Consider the following 23922-nt stretch of genomic DNA (forward strand, 5'->3'; position numbering starts at 1 on the left):
GGCTGTCCTACCGCGCCACGCAGGTCTGTTGGGGAGTCAGCGAGGAGCCGGGAGCCCGTGCTCAGGAAACCCGCGTAACGGGCGCTGGCACGCTGCGCAGAGCGGTCGGCGTGGCCGGCTGATATTCGGAAACCCAGCGGCGCAGGTCGCGGCGCACTTCGTCGTCTGTCGGAACGCGGTGCTGCATGAGCCACGGCAACAGGTTGTCGATCAGGCTGTCCGGCACTTCGCGCGCTTTCGCGATGCGCAGCTTGGGGTGCGGTGTGCGGGTGGTGGTTTCGTCGTCGGCGAGCAGTTCTTCGTAGAGTTTTTCGCCGGGCCGCAGGCCCGTGAACACGACGCGAATCTGTTCTTCGGTGAAGCCGTACAGGCGGATCAGATCGTGCGCGAGATCGGCTATGCGCACCGGCTTACCCATGTCGAGGATGAAAATCTCGCCGCCCTGCCCCATGCTCGACGCTTGCAGCACGAGCTGCGACGCTTCGGGAATCGTCATGAAAAAACGCGTGATTTCCGGATGCGTGACCGTCACCGGACCGCCGCGCGCAATCTGTTCCTGGAACTTCGGAATCACGCTGCCCGCGCTGCCGAGCACGTTGCCAAAGCGCACGGTTTCGAACTGCGTGCGCCGCGCGCTTTGCTGCAACGACGAGCACACCATTTCCGCGAGGCGCTTGCTCGCGCCCATCACGTTGGTGGGATTGACGGCCTTGTCGGTGGAAATCAGCACGAAGTGCGCGACGTCGTGCCGGATCGCGGCGCGCGCCACCCGGTAGGTGCCGAGCACGTTGTTGCGCACGGCCTGCCAGGCGTTCACCTCTTCCATGAGCGGCACGTGCTTGTAGGCGGCGGCGTGGAAAACGATATGCGGGCTGTAGCGCGCCATCACCTGATCGAGCAGCAACGAGTCTTTCACGTCGCCGATAATTGGCACGACCGACACTTCAGGGTAGCGGTCCGCGAGCTCTTCGTTGAGCCGGTAGATCGAAAACTCCGAGATGTCGAAGGCCACCAGTTGAACCGGGCCAAAGCGCAGGATCTGCCGGCACAATTCGGAGCCGATCGAGCCGCCCGCGCCGGTGACCATGACGACGCGGTTCTTGAGCAGCGCTTCGACGTGGTCGGTGTCGATCATCACCGGGTCGCGGCCCAGCAGGTCTTCGAGGTCGATTTGGCGGACGCGGGAGAGGAAGGCCTGGCCTTGGGTTACATCCGTCAGCGCCGGGAGCACCAGTGAACGGACCCCGGCCCGCACACAAAGCGTCGCAACGCGACGCTGCACGTCCACGGACGCCGACGGAATCGCGATGATCGCGTACTCGGTTTTCAGCTCTTCGGCCATGCGCGGCAACTCGCTGATCGAGCCGAGAACCTTGTAGCCGTAGATTTCGCGCCCGTGCTTGGAGACATCGTCGTCCAGCAGGCCGACAAGACGCCATTCGCTCGAACGCGACAACTCGCGTGCGAGGCTGGCCCCCGCGTTGCCGGCGCCGAGCACGACGACCGGCTTGCCTTGCGCAACCAGGCCACCGTAAAGGTAAAACTCTTTAGTGGCGCGGTAGAGCGCCCGGGAGCCCCCCATGGCCAGGAACAAAAAGAGAGGCGACACGACGAGGACCGAGCGCGGCACGATTGGATACGGCTGCACCAGCACTGAAACGACCATTGCGATCAGCGCGCCGGCGATCACGGCCTTGGAGATGCGCACGAGGTCGGGCAGGCTCGCGAACACCCACATGCCGCGATACAGGCCGAACACGCGGAACATCCCGCCATAAACGGGCAGAACCCAGAGCAGGGACCGCAGGGCGCCGACGCGGAAATCGTATGGAATCGATCCGTTAAAGCGAAGCAGGTACGCGATGAGCCACGATCCGGCCACCGCGCATAGATCGAAAAGGAAAGCGCTGAGAGACAGCCAGCTGGCTTTGTTTCTTAACATCAGCGGCATCCCTTACTTGTCTGACAGGATTGATTGGAAATGACGCCAGCGCATATCGACGACCACACCCGCCAAAAATAGAACGGCTATCCAGGCGGCGACGAGGCACCCCTGAAAGACGGCACCACGGCCAAGAGCGAACAGAGCAAGCATTATGCCAGTAGCCATGACGACATACCAAACCAGCGCCGTCTTTGTGTGGCCAATCCCACAACGCACCATACGCTGATAGTAGTGCTCGCGGTGCGGCTGCCAAAATCTTTCTCCGCGCAACAGGCGTCGCGCGAGCGTAACGGAGGCATCGGCAATGAAAGGCGCAAACACCATGGCCGGAAACCAGACGGGCCAGACGCCGCCACGCCAGCCCCAATAGCCGAACGCCCCCGCCAGAAAGCCCAGGGAAATCGAGCCGGCGTCGCCGAGAAAAATGCGCGCCGGGTGGAAGTTGAACAGCAGAAAGCCCAAAGCGGCACCGGACACCGCTATGGTCGACACGGCAAGCTCGGGCGACGGACGGCTACTGACGACAGCGGCCACGGCGTAGCCAGCGAAGCCCAGCAGGGCCATTCCGCCCGCGAGACCGTCCGCGCCGTCCATGAAATTGTAAAGATTGACCAGCCATAACATCAGGAAAGCAAGGACTACCAGCGCCCACCAGGGCGCGCTCGCCGGAAAGACGGCGACGAGGCCGACCACCGCGACCACATGGGCGGCAAATCTTACCCGCGCCGGCAGGCCCCGGCGGTCGTCGATCTGCGAGACGGCCGCAAGGAAGGCAGTGCCCAGTGCGAGAAACCACAAGCCTGGCGCCAACAGCAAGATCGCGGCGACAGCGACGGGCACCACGCCCCACCCGCCCACTCTTGGCGTAGGCGCGTTATGAAGCGACCGGTCGTTCGGCACATCAGTCGCAAGACGCCAGGCAAGTCCGGTGCGTAACAGCATCCAAAGAATGGCCGCGCATGCGCAAGCGGATGCGAGCGCAATCAGCACGACAGTCGCCCAAGCCGGGACCGTGGCAAAGTAACTCAGCACTGGCTGTCTTCCTTCATAGCTCGATACCAACGGGCGGTGGCGGCCAGCCCTTCGTCGGTGGAATAAGGCGGGGTCCAGCCCAACACCGTCCGGATTCTTGTTGTATCGACCTGCAGCGCGCCGACGAGGCGATCTATTTGCGCCGAGCGGCCGGTTAGCCGCCCTGCAAGGCGCAGCACGCTCTCCGGTACGGTCACGAGCCTCGCCGGCCTGTGCAAATGGCGACCAAGCGCCCGGCACAGCTCGGCGACTGTGGGTGCGTCCGTGTCCGCGACGTGCAAGCATTGTCCCGCCGCCCGCGGGTCAGTCGAGCAATGCATCAGGGCGTCTGCGAGGTTTTCGACATAGACGAGGCTGCGTCGTCCGCGTACCGCGCCCAGAGGCAGCGGCATGCGCCTCCAGAGGCCGTGCATCAGCTGCAAGAAGTTCGCGCGGACCTCGGGCCCATACACCAGTGGCGGGCGCACGATCACCACGTCCATTCCTGTCTCCTGGGCATAGCGGAGCAACGCCTGTTCGGCAGCAAGCTTCGATCTGCCGTAGGGATCCTCGGGGGCCGGCGCATTGTCTTCGCTCAGAGGGCGGCCCCTGTCGGCTTCAGCGACTGCCTTGATGCTGCTCACAAAGACGAAGCGCCGCACGCCATGCTTCCATGCAGCTCGCGCAACGCGAAGCGTGCCCTCGACATTGGTTGAACGAAAGGCCGCGTCAGGATCTGTCGAATCTTCCTGCATGACATGAACGCGGGCGGCCAGATGCACCACGCAATCGGCAGCCAGGCCCGCCGGCCATTGCGCTTCGAAGGCTGCGAAGTCCGTGCTGGGCTCGAGCCACTCATTCACGCGCGGATCGAGCTGCCCCGCACGCCGCACGACGCCGCTGACGGTATGCCCTGCGTCGAGTAATACCCGGCTCAGTGTGCGGCCCACAAAGCCGTTGGCGCCCGTAATCAGTATGTGACTCATAGCCACTTCCAGCCGAAGCGGTTATAGAACTTATAGGCCGATGCAACGAACATGCGGATATGCGCATACCCCTTGCGCGCCGCGCCGCCGCCATGGTGCACGACGCGAACCGAGGGGGTGTAGACGACCCGCGTAAGTTCGTGGGCGCGCAGGCTCAGGTCGTAGTCTTCGAAATACAGGAAGTAGCGGGCGTCGAAACCCGCCAGTTGCTTCAGGACGTCGGTGCGGAACATCATGAAACAGCCGCTCACGATTGGAGGATCCCATACGACGTCACGCGCGTTGATCCGGTCTCGCATCTCGTAGCGCGCGAGGCGTCGCGAGAACCACTGCCGCAGGCTCGCAGGCAGAAAGCCCCGCGCGAACAGATCGAGCAGCGCGGGGTATCGCCTGCACAGGAACAGTTGATGACCGTGCTCATCGCCGATCCATGGCGTCATGAGCCCCGCTTCCGTATGCGCGTCGAAGAAATCCAGCGCCTTGCACAACGCGTCTGGAGCCAGGTCGATGTCGGGGTTCAGAATCAGGTGATAGCGGCTGTCCGTGCGTTCGATCGCAAGGTTATGACCGCGACCGTAGCCCACGTTGCCGTGCCCCGCGATGATCGTCGTGGCAACCCCATGCTGCTCGAGTTCCGCGGCGGCCGCCTGCACGTCGGGCAAGCCGCCGTTGTCCACGAGGTACAAGGTGATCGGCAAGCCGGGGCGGCCGGCACGTAACCTCTGGCCTGCCGCCGCAAGGCCAGCAAGCGTCGACATCAGTAGTTGCAGATCCGGGCGATAGACCACCACCGACACGGACAATCCCTCCCGTCCGGAGCGCGGCGCTTGTGTAGCTTTCATGAGTAGTAACGGCTTGTCTTATGGCGGCGGCCAGGTCGGAACCCCGTGTTTGGCCCGACGAAGTTTGCTTAAGTTTACCTGTCCCGACAAGTCGGCCTGTCGTTCGTTATCGGCAGGGTGCAAATTGTCTCATTTCTCGCCACTTGCCAAAGAGCCGAATAGCGTATAACGCCGTCGATCAGGCGCGGCGCAGCCACGACTGCGCCGCCCGTTCCCGCTCAGGTTGCTTCCCGCGCCACGCAAGCCAGGTCGTGCACGAGTTTTTCAGCCAGGGCAGCGGCATGCTGGCGCAGTTCCGGCACGGCGACCGCCTCCCAATATCTGGCCCGCAGCATGGGGCCCACGTAGAAAAGATCATGGGCCGGCTGACCATTTGCCCCGATCACGCGGTACTCATCATCGACATCGAGCCCCAGCCCGAGTCGATCCCGCCGAATGTGGCCGGCGTGCAGCAGTTGCTTTATCAGGGGCAACGAAACCTTCGTCAGATCGTAGTTCGGCCCCGTGCAGTTGATTACGGCGCTGACCTCGAGCGTGCGCGTCGTTGCGCCGGCGCGAGTGCGCAGGTCGACATGAAGCATACCGTCCCGCTCATGCGCGTCCACCACCGCGCCGGCTATGCGCTCGACGCGGCCCGTCTCCAGCAGATGCCTGAAACGGTCGCCTACCGCCGGCGCCAGTCTATGCCGATGGATGTCCCAGTACGGTAAAAGTCTGCGGAGAAAGCGCGCGCGTTCCTCGTAGGGCAGGCTGCGCCACAACGAAGACGTATGCGGGCGCAACTCGTTCAACACGTCGCGCCAATCCTCTCCGCCAGCGACACGCTGAGCAATCGAAGCGCGCAGCGACTTTTCGTAAGCCCTGATGGTGGGCGCTAACGACGCGAACCCTTCGGGATACCCGACCCTGGCTGGCATGACAGGTTTCGGACGGTGCGTGTGAGGCACCAGGCCCCGGCGGGAGAACATGAACACCTTGCGCTCGGGGCATAGCCTGACGAGACGCAATAGAGTGTCGATGCCCGTGTGACCCATGCCCATCACTGCGACGGGCGCGGCGGGGTCCAACGCGTCCGCTGCATCGTGATCCCAGGCACGCAGGACCCGGTGTGCAACGTTGCGAGGAAAGCAGGACGGCAAATCCGGCGCAAAATGGCCCGTGGCTAGCACGACACGCTGTGCATACACGACGCGTCCGTCTGCGAAATCGATTCGATAACGCGTTGGCTCGTGCTCGAGTTGCAACGCGATCGCCTCTCCGTCATGGCGTGTCAGCGTATCGGGACATGCGCGCTCTGCTTCGGCCAGCGTCTGCTCGACGTACTCGCCGTACAACGTGCGCGGGACGAATGATCCTTCGTTAAAGCGTGGATCGACGCGCTGCAGGAATTTGACGAAGTGGTCCGGCTGGTCACGTAACGCGCTCATGTTGCCGGCCGGAACGTTCAGCACGAGCTCCGGCTCAGCATGGCGGTAAGCGAGTCCCCGGCCAAAACCTGATCCGTTATCCACCAGTAATACGCGTGAATTGCCCGGGCGTGCGCCGCGCAAGATGCCCACTGCCGTCAGCGCGCCGCTGAATCCACCGCCGATGATCGCGATGGTCGTCGGCGCGCCGGCCGCGAAATCGGTCGAAGCCCACGCGGCGTTCACTGTGGCCTCACCGCTCGCGCGACTAGTCAGAGTATCCTCCCACTGCAAGCAGCGACTGCTCCGCCAGTTCGCGCTTCATCCAGGCGGCGAAGCGCTCGACGCCTTCGTCGAATTCGACCTGCGGTGCCCAGCCGAGCGAGCGGCGCGCACTTTCGATGCAGAGCACGCTCGCCGGCACGTCGAATGTCCGGCCTGGCCGATAGCGGCGAATAGCCCGCTGGCCGACCGTGCGTTCGAGTACATCCAATACCTCGTTGACACTGCGTCCGCGGCCCGACCCGATATTGAACAGACGTTCGTCGCCGCTCACATCGATCGAAAGAATCAACGCACGCACCACATCGTCAATGTAGATGTAGTCGCGAATCACCGAACCGTCTCCCCACACTTCCAGCGTTTCTCCCCTGAGAATCCGGCCGAGGAAGACAGCGACCGCGCCTTGGCCTGCGTCAGCGCGTTGGCCTTCACCAAACGGGTTGGCCAATCGCAACACGGCGTAGTCCAGGCCGTGCTGCTGATGGAACAAGGCCAGATACTTTTCTATCGCGAGCTTGGCGATGCCGTATGAGCACACCGGCTCGGTTGGGTGAGTCTCGGGAACCGGCACCGCCTGGGGCACACCGTAGACAGTGCCGCCCGACGACACGAAGATAACTTTCGCGACCCCTGCCTCGACCGCCTGGGTCAGGAGCCGAACGGTACCAAGCAGGTTGGTCTCCACATCGAACACCGGGTCGGCATTCGACGATTTCGGCAGTGTGGTCGACACGAGGTGAAAGCAAATGTCGACGCCTTCGAGCGCGCGCTGCATGTCGAGAGGATTCACGAAATCCCCTTCGAACAGTTCGAAATCCGGATGCTCGATCTCGTGTCCGCCCCGCACGGCCGATTGCGGGCGGTCGAAACAACGAACCTGAAAGCCCTGCTCGAGCAACGCCCGAGTCAAGTGTGACCCGATAAAGCCTCGTCCCCCTAGTACGAGACATCGTCTGCTCCTGTTTCCGACCTCACGACTGGCATGGTTGTTCATGTTCGTCCACCGTCAGTTGAGTTGTAGGGGATCGCGCCGGCGCTCCTCCGACCCGAGCCGCTGCCGGCCGTGCGACGTGTTGAAAAGCTCGACGTATTTCGACGTGACCATGTCGATCTTGTAGCGGTTGGCAACACCGGCCACGAGCGCGCAGGCGCTGCGATATTTCTGCTCATCGGAAGCGAAGGCCGCAATGATTTGCGAAACCGCGTCCACGGGCACGACCCAGTCTTCCAGTTCGATGACCGCGCCCGCAACGTCCTTGCCTTCCGTGAGCATGTTGCGGATATCGCCGACGTCCGTCGCAATGTACGGTCTGCCCGCAAAGAGGCAATCGACGATCGTCAACGGGAAGCTCTCGGACTTGAACTTCGTCAGCATGATGCCCATGTCCGCCGCGGCGTAATAGCCGACGGAGTCCTCGGAGAAGCCCGCGAAGTGAACGAACTCCAAAGGCCCGCTCTGGCAATACTCGTCGTAGACCGGACCGTTGCCCACGAGAACCAGGCGAATGTCACGGTTGGACAGCGTGCGGGCGCGCTCCACGGCCTCGATGGTTTCAGCCCATCCCTTGTCAGGAATGGCCCGGCTCACGCAGCACAGTACGAACGCATCTTCAGGTATGCCCATGCTCGAACGGCTTACCGGGACGACGGTCGCCGGCATCATTCCATTGGGAATCTTGGCAAAGCGGGTAGAAGTCTCGTCATAGAGCCCGCAGTTGACGAACGGCACCAGGTTCTTGTTCGCCGTGTAGACCCAGGTCGTGACTTTCTCGTCCGCCAGCCGAAGTTGCTCTTCAGTCGCGCCGAAAGCATCGCCGTGTTCGATCATTCCGTGCAACGACGCAACGTGCACGCGCAGGCTGTCGAACACGTCGGGCACCTCGGTCGGGTACTTCTGCAAGTGCCATTGATGCGTGTTCAACGCCTCTATGCCGAACGCGCGGATCAGTTCTCGCGTTGCCGCGACATCGGATTCCACTGCGACGGGAACGTCGTTGCGAACCATTTCGCGGATGCGATCGTCCTGCGCCATGAGTCCCGTATTCAGCAGCACGACGGAATGGCCTTGCCGTTTGAGCTCGTTCGCGATGCGGATGGGAAGAATCTCGGCTCCGCCAGGACTAAAGCCCATGGTGGTGACCATCACGTTAGGTAAGCGCTGCTGGCGTGCCTGCAACACCGAAAAGTAGTCGTACCAGCGCAGAAACTCTTCGGTATCGCGACCCACCATTTGCGAATAGAACGTTTCGTACCCCTTGCGACAACGCTCGAGCACTTCCAGCGGCACATCGTACAGTTGCGCGACAGTGCGGCTCGCCATGCCGACCTCGCGGTAAAACACTTCCTGCTTATAGGTCGTGTCAGCCGTGCTGCCGGGGTAGCGTCGGAAGAAGTTGGTCGCATCGGCGCAGTAGGCGATCTTGCCGCCTCTCAGCAGATGTAGATAGAACACCCAGTCGCCAGCCACCCGCATGGAAAGCCACGACTCGTCTTCGAGAAGCGGCAGGTCGACCGGCCGCCTGAAGACAACGCTACTCGCGTTCGGGATGGTGTTCTTGATACCGAGCGCCGTCCTGACCTCGTTATGCGCTGTTTCAACGTAACTGGTGCTCCACCTTTGCGCGTTGTCGAGATCGCTTACGTACCAGTGAAAGCCGCCGTCGATCGGCTTTTCATCGCGATCCACGAATAGCGAGAAGCCGTAGGCCAGCATGACCGACTCGTCGTCGAAGCTCGAGACGAGCGTCTCCAGAAAAGTCTCATCACAGAAGTCGTCGCTCTCCGCAATCCAGACCAGATCGCCGGTCGCAGCCTGAATGCCTTTGGCCCATTGACGGAAAACGCCGCCGGAGTTTCTGTCGTTGTAAAGCGTGCGGGTGATTTCCGGATACGCCGAGGCGTATTCGTCCATCACGACTCGACTCTCGTCCGGCGAGCAATCATCGAGCAACAGCACCTCGATGTTCTTGTAGGTCTGCCCGTAGACGCTGTCCAGACGCCGCCTTAGGAACTGCTCATGCCGGTAATTCGGCACGATGACAGAGACCTTGGGCATCTTTTTGCCCGACTCGCGCCCGGTCAGTGCCCGCGATGTCTCATTGAGCCGGTTAAAGCCCGTACGGTGATCCGGCTCCAGGGCCATGCCCTCGTTCCAGTCGTTCCACGCATTGAGGAAAACCATGCGTCCTCCCTCATGGGAAGACGCTCTCGCACTGGCAATTGCGGCATCCAGCCACCGCCGGTAGGCTTTGGGGTCGAAGCGGGTGTAGACAATCGGATTCTCGCCGCGACCCGTGGAATTATCGCGGGCGAGCGAGACGACAGGGTAGTAAACGTGGCCCGCCGGAGCTCCCCGCGACAACCGCGAGATACCGTTAGCCACGACCACGCTGTATGGGACCAGATGCATGCCGCTCGTGGATACAGGCACAAAGTTGCCGATTTCTGAGCTCACGCGCAGGTCCAACGAAGCTTCAAAAACCTCGCCTGGTTCCATACCTGCCGTGTCCGCCTGCCCGGTAGACCAGCAGCCAATGAAGCTTGGTGCGCCCGTACCCTGCTCGGCAAGACGCTGGTTCAAGGCTGAAATGAATGCAGCGGTCTTCGCGGCGTCCGCGGTCACCGAAACGAGAACGACCGGATTGTCGTCGACGTGGACGTAGCGACGATCCGCAAAACAACGCGCGAGTTTTCCCGCTATTGCACGCGACTGTTCCGGCGCTTGCACTTGCAGCCGCACGCAAAAACGAATGTCCGCCGCCTCGGCCGCAAGGAAGCCGTCTACCGGCTGGGGACCCAACGGCTCGCCGTCGTCGGCGAACAGATCGAAACAGAACGCATAGACGCCATGGCGACGCGCCGTCTCTGCCTGCCAGCGTAGAACGTCCTTGTCGAGCGGGTCGTAGAATCCCGGCTGAGCGCTCGGCAGGAAAGGTTGCAGGTGCCCCCTGAACATGGGACGGCCCGCACGTACCGCGGCCCAGTCCGGCGATCGGTAGAAGGCAATCAGCTTGACATCCGATTCAAACGATCCAAACCAGACGTCGTCTTCATGACGGTTGCTAACGGCAGGCGCGGCATGTCTCGCCTCGTTCTTTCCGGCAATGACGTAGTGCCAGAAGGGGTTGATTCCACCTGCGCGGATATCGCTATAAGTCGCAAGGTAATACTGAGTGTCGAAGTCGTCCGACGGATTGCGTCCTTCACGCCAGCCGCGTTCGCAATAGTGGCGAATCGCATCTTCGGGGCGGAGATCGAGATCCGGATTCACCGAAAGATAATAGCTCTCGTCGAAAAGTCCCGACTGCCTGATCGCGCTCACCTCTGCATCGAGCGCGCTTTGGACCGCGGGTTGCCCGCCCTGCTGCGTAGCCTGCGCGTCTGCACGCAGTAGACCCGACGAACCGGCAGCCGGCACCGGGACGCCGGTTGCCGACGTGCCGATTGCATCGGGCGATGTCACGGCTTCGCTCACCGGCAGCACGCGGCCCTCGCGCCGCCCAAACCGCAGATAATGCACCAGCGGATTAAGCTGCGCCTGCTCGACGTCCGGGTTTTCGGACAGATACCGCGCGGTGCTGAAGGTGGGTGAAGGATCTCGCTTCTCGCGCCAGCCATGCACCAGATAGTGCCTGAGCGGGTCGATACCCGCTTCCCGCACATCCGGGTTGTTGGCGAGGTAGAACGAGCCATCGAACATAGGCGTGCCGCGAATGGCCCGCAGCGCCAGTTGCGTCTCCAATGCACGTCGCGCACGAGCGAATGCCGATGCTCCGCGTGATCCGGCAGGGCCGAATACAAGTCGATACGCCGAGGCGCCCTTGCGGATGCGAGTGGCCAGATGCCACGTGCGCGACCCAAAAATCTCGGCAATCCTTTGACGTTCTGAGTCGAGCTGCGCGCCCTTCTCCGCTGCTTCGCGCTGCAGGGCTTCCATCTGGCGATTGTGTTCGGCAATCAGTGCATCACGCGCGGCAACTTGTGCATCGCGCTCGGCAATTAGCGCATCGCGCTCCGCGACGGCCTGCTCCAACGATTTCACTTGCACGTCGCGCGCAGCAGCTGTCCGCGCGAGGCTCGCGATCTGTGCGTTACGCTCGATTCCCCGACGGTTCAGCCTGGAAATCTGCGCATCGCGTGCGGCGACAGCGCTATTCAGGTTGGCAATTACCTTCTCGCGCTCTTCGATAGCCTCGTCGCGAACCGCGATCTGCGCCTCGCGCTCGTGCAGCAAGGCGTCGCGTTGAGCCGCACTCTGCTCCAGACTCGAAATCCGGTTTCCACTTTCGCCGATTGCCTGGGTCAGCGTGGTCAAGCGTTCGGAGCGCTCACGCAGTTGCGCATGACGAGCGCGAAGCAGGTGCACGGCCTTGAGGGCAACGTTTGCCTCGTCCTCGGAAAAACGCTCTTTGGCCGCGGGCAGCTCGCGGTCATAGCCGAAGACGTCGAAGTCTTCTGCATACATTGTGCGCAGCAATTCGGCGCTGCGCGGGGTGATGAGATCCGGCTGGAAAGGAATCAGGCTTTCGTTTGCGCGGTGCGAGTCGAATGGATTGGGAAGGTAGCCGCCTAGCCAGGTCTTCAGCGCATTGCTCAAGGCCGCGGTGTCTTCAATTCGGGCGATCTGCGAATACTGGATGATCTCCGGTTTCAGCAACGAAGCTTGCGGCGTCCAGTGATGGTCCCAGAACGACGGCGACTCGTTGGCTGCCAGATGCTCGAGAAACGATTCGAACGCGGGGGCAATGTCCTGTCGCGAGGTGATGGGAAGATTGAAGAACTCGAACTTCGTATAGCGCCCGACCTGCAGCGGCTCCTGCAATACCAGTTTCGATTGCCACGCGGAAAAAATGCGCTTATAGGGATTGCGCACGACGGCGAACCGGAAATACTCGTCCGAGGTCAACGCGTCGTAGAGATCGGCCTTGACCAGACCGGTCACGTGCGGCGCAACCTTGTGAGACTCGTGAACGACCAGTTCGGGATCGGACTCCGAACTGTCGTTAATGTTGTACAAAGCCTGCGCATAGCCTTCTAGCGCTGCAAACCACCACTTCAACGAGGTACACGCCACTTTGGGCGTGGCGATATACAACAGCTTGTGTCGTTCGGAACGGTAGCTGTTCCAGCGGAGGAATTCGAACAGTTTTTCCTGCGCGGCCAGCCTTTCATCAACAACGTCACTCATTTCCTACCCTTCCAATCGCTCGATAATCACGGGCGAATCACATCGATCCGCCTACGAATGCGTTACATCTTTCCGCCCAGATTCCGGCGACTTTTGTTTTGTCCAAATGGTGATCCGTGGGGTCAGGGTTCCTGAAGAAATCATGAACCAGCAACGACGAACGATCCAACGTCGCATTGCCCACGTCGAAATAGCCGAGCTTCAGTTCGGCCGCCATATCCGCGAGGCAGCGGTTGTATCGCAGCGTCAAATCGGTGCGATCGCGCAGGCTGACGGAAATTTCGCTGCGTTTGTTGGCGACCTCGCTCATATCCACGCCGTCGCGAATGGTCGGCAGGCTCGCACCGGTTACGCAGATTCTCGAGAAGCCCATTTGCAGCACGTCGTTGACGAATTGACGATACGCCTGTAGCGACTGATCGAATTGCGCCTCGACGCTTTCGCCGACCTTCATCGCACGCCACCACATTACGAATCCGCAATCGACCTCGCCCAGGTGGATGACCACGCTCGCATCTCGCGTGCACGCGGAGAGCGACTCCTTGAACAGATTGACGGCGTTGGTCAACGAGTTTGGGTTTCTCAAGCCAACCACGGTTGCCCCTGGCACGATCGAAAAATCACTGCTCTCGACATTCAGGAGACCGAGACTCGCCGCGAACTGCAGTGCTTCGAGATGCGAATCTCCCAACCCGATAAGATGGCGCGCCATACCGACTACACCGCCGCCAGATCGAGTGTCGGCTCGCTGGCGGCGAGGTCGACATAGCCGAACGACTTTTGCTTTTCGGTCGGCGCAATGCGGAACATGACCGCATCCAGAATGCGGTGCGCGCAGGTGGGCTCTTCCGCAGACCAGATGCCTCCTCCAGCAAAATACGCGCCCTGAATCAGACTCATACTGAAAGCAAACCTCAGTTTGAACTCCGTTCCGGCCCGTACATTCGTGACGTAGCGCCCCTCTTCCGGATAACGTTGACCTGTCACGACTGCACCCTGGATATTGCGCAGATGGATTCCGAAAAAGACGCCCGCAAAGCTCTTGCTGAAGACGCCTTCCATCTCGAGGTGATACGTCTCGCCCGCCTGCAGCACATTGACCACACGCCCGCTTTCGTCACGGAATGCGATCGAGCGGATCTCCGCACCCTGCGACGGGTAAACGGTGGTTGTGTCGGGCACGAGGCCAGGATCGAACGCGGCCCCGGCATCCTTGACCTCCACCGCATCCGTCAATGTGGCGTCTGCCTGCTGGTTGTCGGAGTCACCGGTCGGATTTGCGTCGACGTCGGCGGCGCGAATTTCCCGAACCAGTGCTTCATATTCCGCTTGCGGCGCATAAAGCAGCTTCTGGTAGGCACGCACCGCTTGGGGCGCGGCGCCGTACATGAGGCGGCTGCCTTTGTCGAGAACAAGAGACCGTTCGCACAATTCAATGATGCTTGCCGCCGAATGCGAAACAAACAGAATGGAGGTGCCGCGACTCTTGAGTTCCTCGAGGCGTGCAAAGCACTTGCGCTGGAATTTCTCATCGCCGACGGCAAGCGCTTCGTCAACGACGAAAATGTCCGGATTGATCATGGCCTGAACGGCGAACGCAAGCCGGACCACCATGCCGCTTGAATAGGTTTTGACAGGCTGATCGAGGAAGTGCCCGATATCTGCAAACGCAACGATATCGTCAAAGCATGCTTCGACTTCCTGCTGACTCAGACCCAGCACCGCCGCATTAAGGAAGACATTCTCACGGCCGGTGAATTCGGGGTTGAAGCCCGACCCCAGCTCGAGCAATGCCGCTATGCGCCCCTTGGTCTGCAACGAGCCGTAGGTAGGATTCAGCGTGCCGCAAATCATCTGCAGCAGTGTCGACTTGCCGCTGCCATTGCGCCCGATGATGCCGACTGTTTCGCCGCGTTTTACCTCGAACGAAACGTCGCGAAGAGCCCAGAATTCCCGAAAGTACTGGGCCGATGGAGCGCCAACCATTCTGCGCATGCGCGGCAGAATGAACTGCTTGAGCCGATCCCGCGGCTGGTCGTAGATTTGATAGCGCTTGCTGAGGTTCTCAACCTTGATCGCGATTTCAGAGGACATCGGCAAATCCCGTGCGTGTCTTCTGGAACCAGGCGAAACCCAGCCAGGCGATAAATGCGCTGATCAACGAATAGACTCCTAACATTTCAAAGCTTGGAAGCTTGCCCCAATACAGTACGTCGCGCGCCGACTCGATCACCGGTGTCAACGGGTTGATATAGATCAGCGGGCGATATTTTTCAGGCAACGTGGTAGCAGGATAGAAGATGGGCGAAAGAAACATCAAGACTGTAGTCAGGATGCCGATGACTTGAGCCACGTCACGCAAGAACACCCCGAGCGACGCAAGCGCCCAACTGAGCCCCATCGTGAAAAGAAGGAAGGGAATCAGCACCAGCGGCAACAGGAGGACCGTCGTATGCGGAACGCCGAAGAAGATGCAATAGGCGATGAGCCAGACAAGCAGGCTCACGCCGCCGTGAAACAGAGCCGAGCCGAGGCTGACCCACGGAAGTATTTCGAGTGGGAAGACAACCTTCTTCACATAGTTAGGGTTGCCCAGGATCAGGCTCGGTGCGCGGTTTATGCATTCCGCAAATAGATTAAAGAGCATCAGACCCGCAAAAAGAACGAGTGCGAATTCGGTCTTCGAGTCACTCCCTGCATGCCATCTTGCCTTCAGGAGACCGCTGAAAACCAACGTATACACCGCGAGCATCAGCAACGGGTTGAAGAACGACCAGAAGATGCCGAGAAACGAACCGCGATACCGTCCGAGCACCTCGCGCCGCACGGACAAACTGATCAGACGGCGGTTACGCCACAGACTTAGCGCAAGTTCACGCGGATGAACTGGAAACGTTTGCATTCGAGAACGCCTTATGCGTTTTGAGAGAAATCGTAAGGGTGAGAATGTTTTGTCATTCGCCGCGACGCGCGGCGAGCGCACAGACACGAGTCAGGTGAGGGAATGGATTACTGAGCCGCTTTGGGCAGCGGTAAGAAAGTCGTCTTTCTACAACTGCGGAACACCAGACAGCCTGGACCGCGTGGATCCAACGCTGAAGACAAACGGCCGCGCCCACGCGCCTGAACGTGTCGCCTGGCCCGCCGGGTCAGCGCGAAGTGCGAGATCTTCGCCCCGGCCAAGGCACAAAAACAGCTGACGCGCAGGAGAGATCATATCAGCATCAGAAAGGATTGGAGAGCAATGGTCAGACATCGCGACCTCTGGCGTTCATTGCCCGTGAACATCCGCAACCTCCGGCTCGCACAGTTGACGCAATTTGCGTTCTCATGGACACAACCCTGTAAAATGCCATGGTTGAACCAGCATCCATTTCCTAGATTCACTCACTCGGCATATTGCGACATGACAAATGTTGATCTTCTTGGGCTCGATGACGCGCGAGTATGGACAACGGAACTCGCCTTCCAACACCTGAGCGGGCGACTCGGGGCGGAAAGCAAGCGGACTGCTGAACGCCGGCTGCACAGCCTCGGCATTCTTCCTGATGAGCTTGGCGCGCAAGGACTCGTGGATGAACTCGGTCGCCCGGCAATCGCGCTGGTGACCAACTGGGTGATCGACCGGGCGCGCAGCAAGCGCCGCCTCCTACTCTTCTCGCAGTTGGCCTCCCTTCCCGGCGGACGCCCTTGCCTCCATGCGAACGACGCAAGAGGCGGTCGCTACTGGGTGCCGCTACCGGCGGCTCCTGACGTTCGCACGGTACAGTGGGCTCTGGAGCAATTGCAGCAGCACCTGGGCCGTGATTTGAGCGTGCTTGCCTCCGGGCAACTGGTCGGCGTGCTCCGTGACATGCCGTCGATGCCGTCGATCGAATTCGTACCGCAGGCCTACTCGCCAATACTGCGTGTGACGGACGGCGTCGCCGCAAACGGTGGCGGCGTTTCACCTCACCTGAAGCGGCTCGAGAACGAGAGCATCCACATTTTGCGCGAGGCCATTGCCGAGGCGCAGAACCCGGTCATGATGTATTCGGTCGGCAAAGACAGCGGGGTCATGCTGCATCTTGCCCGCAAGGCGTTCTATCCGAGCGAGCCGCCGTTCCCGTTACTGCACATAGACACGCGCTGGAAGTTTCAGGAAATGTATCTGTTTCGTGATTACATGGCGCATCGTTCGGGCATGCGCCTGATCACGCACATCAATCCGGACGCCATTGCCAGAAACATCAATCCGTTCGACCACGGCGCCGCCCGCCACACGGAAATCACAAAAACCGAAGGTCTGAAGCAGGCGCTCGACCACTACAAGTTCGACGTCGTCATCGGCGGCGCGCGCCGCGACGAAGAGAAGTCGCGCGCCAAGGAGCGCGTGTTCTCGTTCAGAACCGCCAGCCATCGTTGGGACCCGAAGAACCAGCGCCCGGAACTCTGGAATCTCTATAACGCCCGCAAAAATGCAGGCGAGAGCATTCGGGTGTTCCCCCTTTCCAACTGGACCGAACTCGACATCTGGCAATACATCCGGCAAGAAAATATTCCCATCGTGCCGCTTTACTTTGCACGGCCGCGACCGGTCGTCGTTCGTCCCGACATGATAATGATGATCAACGACGACCGCTGCCAGCTCATGCCCGGTGAAGAGATCGAAATTCGCAAGATTCGCTTCCGCACGCTGGGCTGTTATCCGTTGACCGGCGCAATAGAGTCCGAGGCCGAGACTATCGACGATATTCTGCTCGAACTGGTCAATGCGAACACGTCCGAGCGTCAGGGGCGCAAGATCGACACTGACACCCCGGGCAGCATGGAAAAGAAGAAACAAGTGGGGTATTTCTGATGGCGCGAAACCTCAAGACGAACGCATTACCGCAACGAGCCGTCGAACAGCCCGGCGACCTTCAGACGTGGCTGGCCGAGCAATCGCAGTTGGACCAGTTGCGCTTCATCACCTGCGGCAGCGTCGACGATGGCAAGAGCACGTTGATCGGCCGTCTTCTTTGGGACGCGCGCCAATTGTTCGACGACCAGTTGGCGGATCTCGTCGCGGACTCCAAAGTGTATGGCACGCAACGCAATGCGATTGATTTTGCGTTGCTCGTCGACGGGCTCAGCGCGGAGCGCGAGCAAGGCATTACCATCGACGTGGCATACCGCTTCTTCGCGACCCGGCGGCGTAAATTCATCGTGGCCGACACGCCGGGCCACGAGCAATACACCCGCAATATGGCGACAGCCGCATCGACAGCGGAGGTCGCCATACTGCTGGTGGACGCACGGCGCGGTATTCAGACACAAACGCGCCGGCACGCGTTCCTGGCAGCGCTTTTCGGCATTCGCCACGTGGTGCTGGCCGTCAACAAGATGGACCTCGTCGGCTTCGACCGCGCGACGTTCAGCGAGATTGCGGACAATTTCTCCCGCCTCGCGCAGCCCCTGAATTTCAGCGATATCGTGACCATACCGATCGCCGCGCTACATGGCGACAATGTCACGCAGCGCTCTTCGCACACTGTCTGGTACACCGGGCCCACATTGCTGGGCTATCTCGAGACAGTCAATGCTGCACCGCCACCGCAGGCGGACTTTGCGCTGCCGGTGCAATGGATCAATCGCTCGACCGCGGATTTCCGCGGCATCTGCGGCACCGTGGCCTCCGGCGTACTGCGTCGCGGGCATGAGCTGCGCGTCACGTCCTCGGGCCAGGTTGCGCGCGTGAGCGACATCGTGACCTTCGACGGTAGTCGTGACGAAGCGCGGGCTGGCGACGCGATTACCGTTGTTGTCGACCGAGACATAGACGTCTCGCGAGGCGATGTACTGACGTTGGCATCGGAGCCGCTAGAAGTGTCCGACCAGTTTAAGGTCACGCTCGTCTGGATGCATGAGCAAGCCGGCCTCACCGGGCGCAACTATGAACTGAAACTGGCCAGCCAGTGGGTTGGTGCATCTATCACCGCAATCAAACACCGGATCAACGTCAACACGTTCGCCCACGAATCAGCGCGCGATATCGGCATGAACGACATCGCGGTATGCACCATCGCCACAAGCAAACCATTGGCGTTCGCGCCTTACGAGCAGTCCAGCACATTAGGTGGCTTTCTGCTGGTCGATAGCTTCACCAAGAACACGGTGGCGGCCGGCATCATTCACCATAGCCTGCGCAGATCGCAAAACGTTCACCGCCAACCGCTGACCATTACCCGCGAAGATCGGGAGCGTCAGAACGGCCACGCCGGCAAGGTGATCTGGTTCACTGGTCTTTCGGGCGCCGGCAAGTCCACGATCGCGAACGCGCTCGAGGTCAAGCTCCATGCTGCGGGAAAGCGCACCTATATTCTCGACGGTGACAACGTCCGTCAGGGTCTCAACAAGGATCTTGGCTTCGCGGCCTCTGACCGGGTGGAAAACATCCGGCGCATAGCAGAAGTCGCGAAGTTGATGATGGACGCGGGGCTTATCGTACTGACCGCATTCATCTCGCCATTTCGCCAGGAGCGTGAAATGGCGCGTCAACTGATCGGTGAAGATCGCTTTGTCGAAGTCTATGTCAACGCTTCTTTGGAAACCTGTGAACAGCGTGATCCAAAGGGACTTTACAGAAAAGCGCGAAGCGGTCTGCTGCCCAACATGACTGGCGTCGATAGTCCGTATGAGCCGCCGCAGCATGCCGATTTCGTCATTGACACGGCGGATACGTCAATAGACGAGTGTGCCGAGATGCTCGCGCGGTCGTTCAATTCCTGACAGGCAGTGCCTCGTGCACAAACCGCGCTGCGGGTGAAAAAGCGCACAGAGCGCACGTGGCGCGCGCTGTGCGCGGTACTGCGGCCGGGCGATCAAGCCCGGCCGTACGTATCGTCGAAGCGGACAATATCGTCTTCGCCCAGGTAACTGCCGGACTGCACTTCTATCATGGCGAGCGGCACCTTACCCGGATTTTCGAGCCGGTGCTTCTGCCCAAGCGGAATATAGGTCGACTCGTTCTCCGACAATAGGAAAGATTCGTCGCCGCGCGTGACGAGTGCAGTGCCGCTCACGACAATCCAATGCTCGGCGCGATGATGGTGCATCTGCAAGGACAGACGGCAGCCTGGATTCACCACGATCCGTTTTACCTGAAAGCCACGGCCACTGTCGATCGAGTCATAGTAGCCCCACGGTCGGAAGACCTTACGGTGATATTGCGCCTCTGTCCCGTTCTCGGCCTTGATACGCGCGACGATGTTTTTCACGCGCTGGACCTCCGAGGTCTTTGCGACAAGAATTGCATCCGGCGTCTCGACCACCACGAGGTTCTCCGTACCCACGCATGCAATAAGGCGCCCTTCTGAATGAGCGAACGTGTTGACCGCTCCGTCGAACATGGCCCTACCGCGAGCGACGTTTCCCTCGCCGTCTTTCGGCAACAGATCCCAGATCGCGTCCCAGGAGCCGACATCCGACCATCCGGCTTGCAGCGGAATGACCACTCCCTCGGCGGGCGAGTCCGGGTCGCCGAGATGTTCCATGACAGCGAAGTCGATGGATTCGGAAGGACACGCGACGAATTCCTCCCTGCCGACGCGAAGGAAATCCTGGTCAGCCACGGAAGCATCAAACGCACGCCGAGATGCTTCCGCGATAAGCGGATGATAGTGTTCGACGAGCCTGAGCCAGACTGACGCACGGAGCACGAAAATGCCGCTGTTCCACCAGAAGTCACCCGAGTTCAGGTAGCTTTGCGCCAGGTCCAGGTTCGGCTTCTCCACGAAACGCTCGAGGCGATGCCCCCCGTTCTTGCCGAGCGCTTCGCCCACCTTGATGTAGCCGTATCCGGTTTCCGGCCGCGTCGGAACAATGCCTAATGTGACGACCTGGCCAGTCTCTGCATACTCGGCTGCCTTGGCCACGGACTCCGCAAAGGTCGCGACATCACGGATCGCGTGGTCGGCAGGCATCGCCACCATGATGGCATCGTTGCCGCCCTGCACCAGCGCCAGTGCTGCAAGAGTAAGGGCCGGCGCGGTATTGCGGCCGACCGGTTCGAGAATGATTACACCGCTGCGCCCGACGCGCCTGAGCTGCTCTGCCGTCGTAAAACGATGGTCTTCACCACATACCACCAGCACTTGCTCGGCGACAGGCCTGGAAGCGTTGACTGCGTCGAGCCGGCGAGCGGTCGACTGAAGAAGCGACTCCTCGCCGAGAAGCCCGATCAATTGCTTCGGGAACTGGTCCCGCGACAGCGGCCACAAGCGTGTGCCAGAGCCTCCGGCCAGGATCACCGCCTGTAGCGGTAGGGGACCATGCGTCGGTGACGCACTGTCCCGTTGAGTAGATACCGTCGAGTTCATAGTATTTGGCGCCAGGTGATCGGCGAACAATGGTCTTGTCGATTGGCCACTGCGCTCAGTTCAGGACGGCCGCTCGGAAAGCCGCCGCGTTTCGGGCATCCGCTGCATACTCGTAAAACGCAGCCCGAGTCGCAAACGTGGGTAGGATCGTCTGGAAGAAACACAGCAGTTCGGTCAACTGCTTGTTTCGCAAAAACGTCTGAAATGCCGCAAGATCCCGCTCGGTTAAACCGGCCGAGAACAGCCGCGGACCCGAGGCGAATAACGCCTGTGCTATCACCGCGGCAATCTCGACCCGCACCTTGCCAAGGTCTTCCTTGATGGTGTTGCTTTCGTGAACGCGATAGACAATGTGCTCATGCTCGCGGTCGAGAAACACCGAACTCTGCGCGTAGGCAAACATCAGGAAATCGAGATCGTGGCAATAACGAAGCGGCTGGAAGCCTCCCGCTGCCTCCCATAGCGCGCGAGTAAATACCATGTTCGACGTCGTGGCGACGAAATTCTCGTTGAGAAGCGCGAGTTGAGGCAGCTTCCATTCGTCCAGAAAGTTCGCAGCGCGACCCAGCCAGTCGATTGCGATGCCGGTGTTCTGCCTTACGCTGTTATCGTCCATGATGCCGGGCTTCCCCGCTATCAAGCCCACGCCAGGGCTGTCATGCACGATCGCCCGCACACGCTCCAGTTTGGTAGGCGCAAAGACATCGTCTGAATTGAGCACCGCAATGTATTCGGAGCGGCTGATGCCGATCGCACGATTGATCGTATTGTGCGCCCCCGCGTTCTCCTGCTTGTGAAAGCGAGCGTGCGGCACTTTCGCCAGCATTTGCTCGGCAAGAGCAAAGCCGTTGTCCTTCGACCCATCGTCGATGAGGATGATCTCGTCGGCGGGCGACGTCTGTTCCAGAACGCTCTTGAGTGCCGCTTCAATGTAGCGTGCGTGGTTGTACAGCGGAATCACCACGGAGATTGTCGGTGTCGTAGGCGGCGCCGCTGCACGGCGTGATTTGAAGATCGACATATGAGGGATCAGAGAAGGTCGCAATGGCCAGACGAATAAAAGCGTCCGCTATTGAATATCAGTGTCGAAGAAGGGGAAATAGCGTGACTTGTACCGCAAATCGCGCGAACGTTCCTTGATGAAGCGAGCCGGATTGCCTGCAACGATCGTGTAGGGCTCGACGTCTCGCGTGACGACCGAGCCGGCGCCAATCACCGCGCCCTCGCCAATGCGAACGCCCGGGCTGATGATGGCACGCGCGCCAATCCAGACATGATCTTCAATAACGACCGGTTTGCACAAGCAGACGAAGTCGGGATTTTGCGGATCATGCGTAAGCGTCTGGATCAGCGTGTAGTGAGACACGTTGACGTTGTTGCCAATCGTAAGCGGCACGCGGCCGTCGAGATAGGTATAGCGATTGATGACGGTATTGTCGCCAATGGCAATGTGGTAGCCCGTCACGAAGCATCCCATTGCAATGCTCGAGTCGCGGCCGATCCTGACCTGGCAGAACCGCCGCAGGAACCAGTGACGAATACCGTACGGCATGTAGTTCATGAACAGGTGATTGCCCAGATAAAAGCATACAGCCGGCTTGAAACGCCACCTGATGAAGCGATAAAACTGCTTGGCTCTCCCTAGCATGTCGCACCCTCGCCCTTGTCTTAACGGCTTTTTTGCCGAACCGCGTTTTCAATGATCTCCTCATACCGCTTCACGATATTCGAGAAATCAAAACGCTCGTAGATTTTCCGGCGGCCGCCCTCACCTCTCGCTCGCCACTTTTCGCGATCGGACGCCATCTCGTTCATGGCCTCGGCAAGCACTGGCGCGATCTTGTAGTTGTGCGGCGCATAAGCCAGCTCGTCAAGCAGCCTGGAGTTCAGATCCGGCGTGTCGCCATATTCGTTGGGAACGAGAATGCCGATGTCGTTATCTTCGATGACTTCCGCGGACGCGCCGGTATCGGTCAATATCATCGGTTTGCGGTAGAACATTGCCTCGTTCATTGCAATGCTCCAGCCTTCGATGAACGAGGGCAGCAGGAAAGCGTCCGCGACGCGATGCACGTCCTCGACATCGGGGAAATAACCCGGCATCAGAATGTGCTGATCGAGACCGTGCTCCTTCAGATAGGCGCGAAGTGCATCCACATGCGGCGGATAAACCACGTTTCCCACGCACAGTATCTTCACGTCGCGGCGTTTTTGCAGCAGATGCCGCATTGCGTCCGCCATCACATAATGGCCCTTGTGCAGGTTGTAAGAGGCAATGTTGGCAAACACATAGTCGCTGTCAGCAAGGCCAAGTTCTGCACGCGTCAGCTTGACCGGCTTCTTTTCACGCGCTTCATGCTCTGCAATGATGAGACCATTGGGTACGGTAACAATCTTGCTCGCATCGACGCCCAGATTCCGCACCGCAAAGCGCGTAGCATTGTTCGACACGGAGACATAGCAATCGACGTACCGGTCACTACGTGCGAAAGCCTCGGCCTGCTCCGCCGAGAAAAAGGCATACACGTTGTGGATGAACGTAATGTTCGGGATCTGGTAGCGCGCAAAAAGCGGATAGCCTGCATTGGAGAAATGCGACATTGCGACGTCTATGCCCAGCTCCCTCAGCAGGCGGTCGTAGGCGCCCTGCTGATTGCTGGCCGGCAGGCCGATCACTCGCAAGCCGGCCTCTCGCGCTACGGCGCCGAGATGGCCGACCTTGCCCGGCGTAACGATGGTGACGTCAAAGCGCTGGCGGTCGAAAGCTATCGCCGAGTCCAGCACGACTTTCTCCAGACCGCCCTTGTCGAATGACGCCAGCTCGATCAGGACACCCAGCTTGCCGTCTGTGCGGCGCTGCGGACGCTTTCGCAACAAGGAAAAAATGGATTGCAACATAAAAATGCCCGGAACAGGTCGTTCGA

The 23922-nt window shown here is 60.2% G+C and carries 16 protein-coding genes; 2 read left to right on the forward strand and 14 right to left on the reverse strand.

What is annotated here, in order from left to right; all coding sequences use genetic code 11:
* Nucleotides 1–61 precede the first annotated feature (61 nt).
* From JNB89_RS15965 to JNB89_RS16010, 10 genes are all read right to left on the reverse strand, one after another.
* Nucleotides 62–1942: a polysaccharide biosynthesis protein gene (locus JNB89_RS15965; protein WP_220362878.1), complete on the reverse strand. Its 1881-nt coding sequence runs from the start codon at nt 1940–1942 to the stop codon at nt 62–64.
* Nucleotides 1943–1954: 12 nt separating this feature from the next.
* Nucleotides 1955–2977 carry an MraY family glycosyltransferase gene (locus JNB89_RS15970; RefSeq protein ID WP_220362879.1) on the reverse strand — a complete coding sequence of 341 codons (1023 nt, stop codon included), beginning with the start codon at nt 2975–2977 and terminating at the stop codon, nt 1955–1957.
* Entirely contained in the window at nt 2971–3942 is a 972-nt protein-coding gene (locus JNB89_RS15975) for a UDP-glucose 4-epimerase family protein (RefSeq protein WP_220362880.1), read from the reverse strand. Before JNB89_RS15975 ends, JNB89_RS15970 begins: the two co-directional genes overlap by 7 nt.
* Nucleotides 3939–4784 carry a glycosyltransferase family 2 protein gene (locus tag JNB89_RS15980; RefSeq protein ID WP_220362881.1) on the reverse strand — a complete coding sequence of 282 codons (846 nt, stop codon included), beginning with the start codon at nt 4782–4784 and terminating at the stop codon, nt 3939–3941. The genes JNB89_RS15975 and JNB89_RS15980 overlap by 4 nt, the downstream gene beginning before the upstream one ends.
* Nucleotides 4785–5002: 218 nt before the next feature.
* Nucleotides 5003–6436, reverse strand: coding sequence for an FAD/NAD(P)-binding protein (locus JNB89_RS15985; protein WP_220362882.1), 1434 nt, complete (start codon nt 6434–6436; stop codon nt 5003–5005).
* Nucleotides 6437–6458: 22 nt separating this feature from the next.
* On the reverse strand, nt 6459–7466 hold the full coding sequence (locus JNB89_RS15990; RefSeq protein WP_220362883.1) for an NAD-dependent epimerase/dehydratase family protein: 1008 nt from the start codon (nt 7464–7466) through the stop codon (nt 6459–6461).
* 12 nt (nt 7467–7478) lie between these two features.
* Nucleotides 7479–12659, reverse strand: a complete 5181-nt coding sequence (locus JNB89_RS15995) for a glycoside hydrolase family 99-like domain-containing protein (RefSeq protein ID WP_220362884.1) — start codon at nt 12657–12659, stop codon at nt 7479–7481.
* A gap of 37 nt (nt 12660–12696) precedes the next feature.
* Nucleotides 12697–13371, reverse strand: coding sequence for a hypothetical protein (locus tag JNB89_RS16000; protein WP_220362885.1), 675 nt, complete (start codon nt 13369–13371; stop codon nt 12697–12699).
* Nucleotides 13372–13376: 5 nt separating this feature from the next.
* On the reverse strand, nt 13377–14753 hold the full coding sequence (locus JNB89_RS16005) for an ABC transporter ATP-binding protein (protein ID WP_220362886.1): 1377 nt from the start codon (nt 14751–14753) through the stop codon (nt 13377–13379).
* A complete protein-coding gene (locus JNB89_RS16010; protein WP_220362887.1) occupies nt 14743–15561 on the reverse strand; it encodes an ABC transporter permease in 819 nt (272 codons plus the stop codon). Before JNB89_RS16010 ends, JNB89_RS16005 begins: the two co-directional genes overlap by 11 nt.
* Before the next feature lie 1008 nt (nt 15562–16569).
* Here JNB89_RS16010 and cysD point away from each other — a divergent pair.
* Together cysD and cysN are read left to right on the forward strand one after the other, a co-directional pair.
* On the forward strand, nt 16570–17499 hold the full coding sequence (gene cysD, locus JNB89_RS16015) for a sulfate adenylyltransferase subunit CysD (protein WP_346656212.1): 930 nt from the start codon (nt 16570–16572) through the stop codon (nt 17497–17499).
* Nucleotides 17499–19409 carry a sulfate adenylyltransferase subunit CysN gene (gene cysN / locus JNB89_RS16020; RefSeq protein ID WP_220362888.1) on the forward strand — a complete coding sequence of 637 codons (1911 nt, stop codon included), beginning with the start codon at nt 17499–17501 and terminating at the stop codon, nt 19407–19409. The genes cysD and cysN overlap by 1 nt, the downstream gene beginning before the upstream one ends.
* A gap of 92 nt (nt 19410–19501) precedes the next feature.
* On the opposite strand, the gene JNB89_RS16025 is transcribed toward cysN, so the two are convergent.
* From JNB89_RS16025 to JNB89_RS16040, 4 genes are read right to left on the reverse strand one after another with little or no spacing between them, the layout of a single operon-like run.
* Nucleotides 19502–20998: a mannose-1-phosphate guanylyltransferase/mannose-6-phosphate isomerase gene (locus JNB89_RS16025; protein ID WP_220362889.1), complete on the reverse strand. Its 1497-nt coding sequence runs from the start codon at nt 20996–20998 to the stop codon at nt 19502–19504.
* A 55-nt stretch (nt 20999–21053) separates the two neighbouring features.
* Nucleotides 21054–22019, reverse strand: coding sequence for a glycosyltransferase family 2 protein (locus tag JNB89_RS16030; RefSeq protein WP_220362890.1), 966 nt, complete (start codon nt 22017–22019; stop codon nt 21054–21056).
* A gap of 48 nt (nt 22020–22067) precedes the next feature.
* Nucleotides 22068–22646, reverse strand: coding sequence for an acyltransferase (locus tag JNB89_RS16035; protein WP_135893151.1), 579 nt, complete (start codon nt 22644–22646; stop codon nt 22068–22070).
* Between the two features lie 20 nt (nt 22647–22666).
* On the reverse strand, nt 22667–23896 hold the full coding sequence (locus JNB89_RS16040) for a glycosyltransferase family 4 protein (RefSeq protein ID WP_220362891.1): 1230 nt from the start codon (nt 23894–23896) through the stop codon (nt 22667–22669).
* Nucleotides 23897–23922 lie beyond the last annotated feature (26 nt).

The organism is Paraburkholderia phenoliruptrix (genome assembly GCF_019511605.1).
Lineage (GTDB): Bacteria > Pseudomonadota > Gammaproteobacteria > Burkholderiales > Burkholderiaceae > Paraburkholderia > Paraburkholderia phenoliruptrix_A.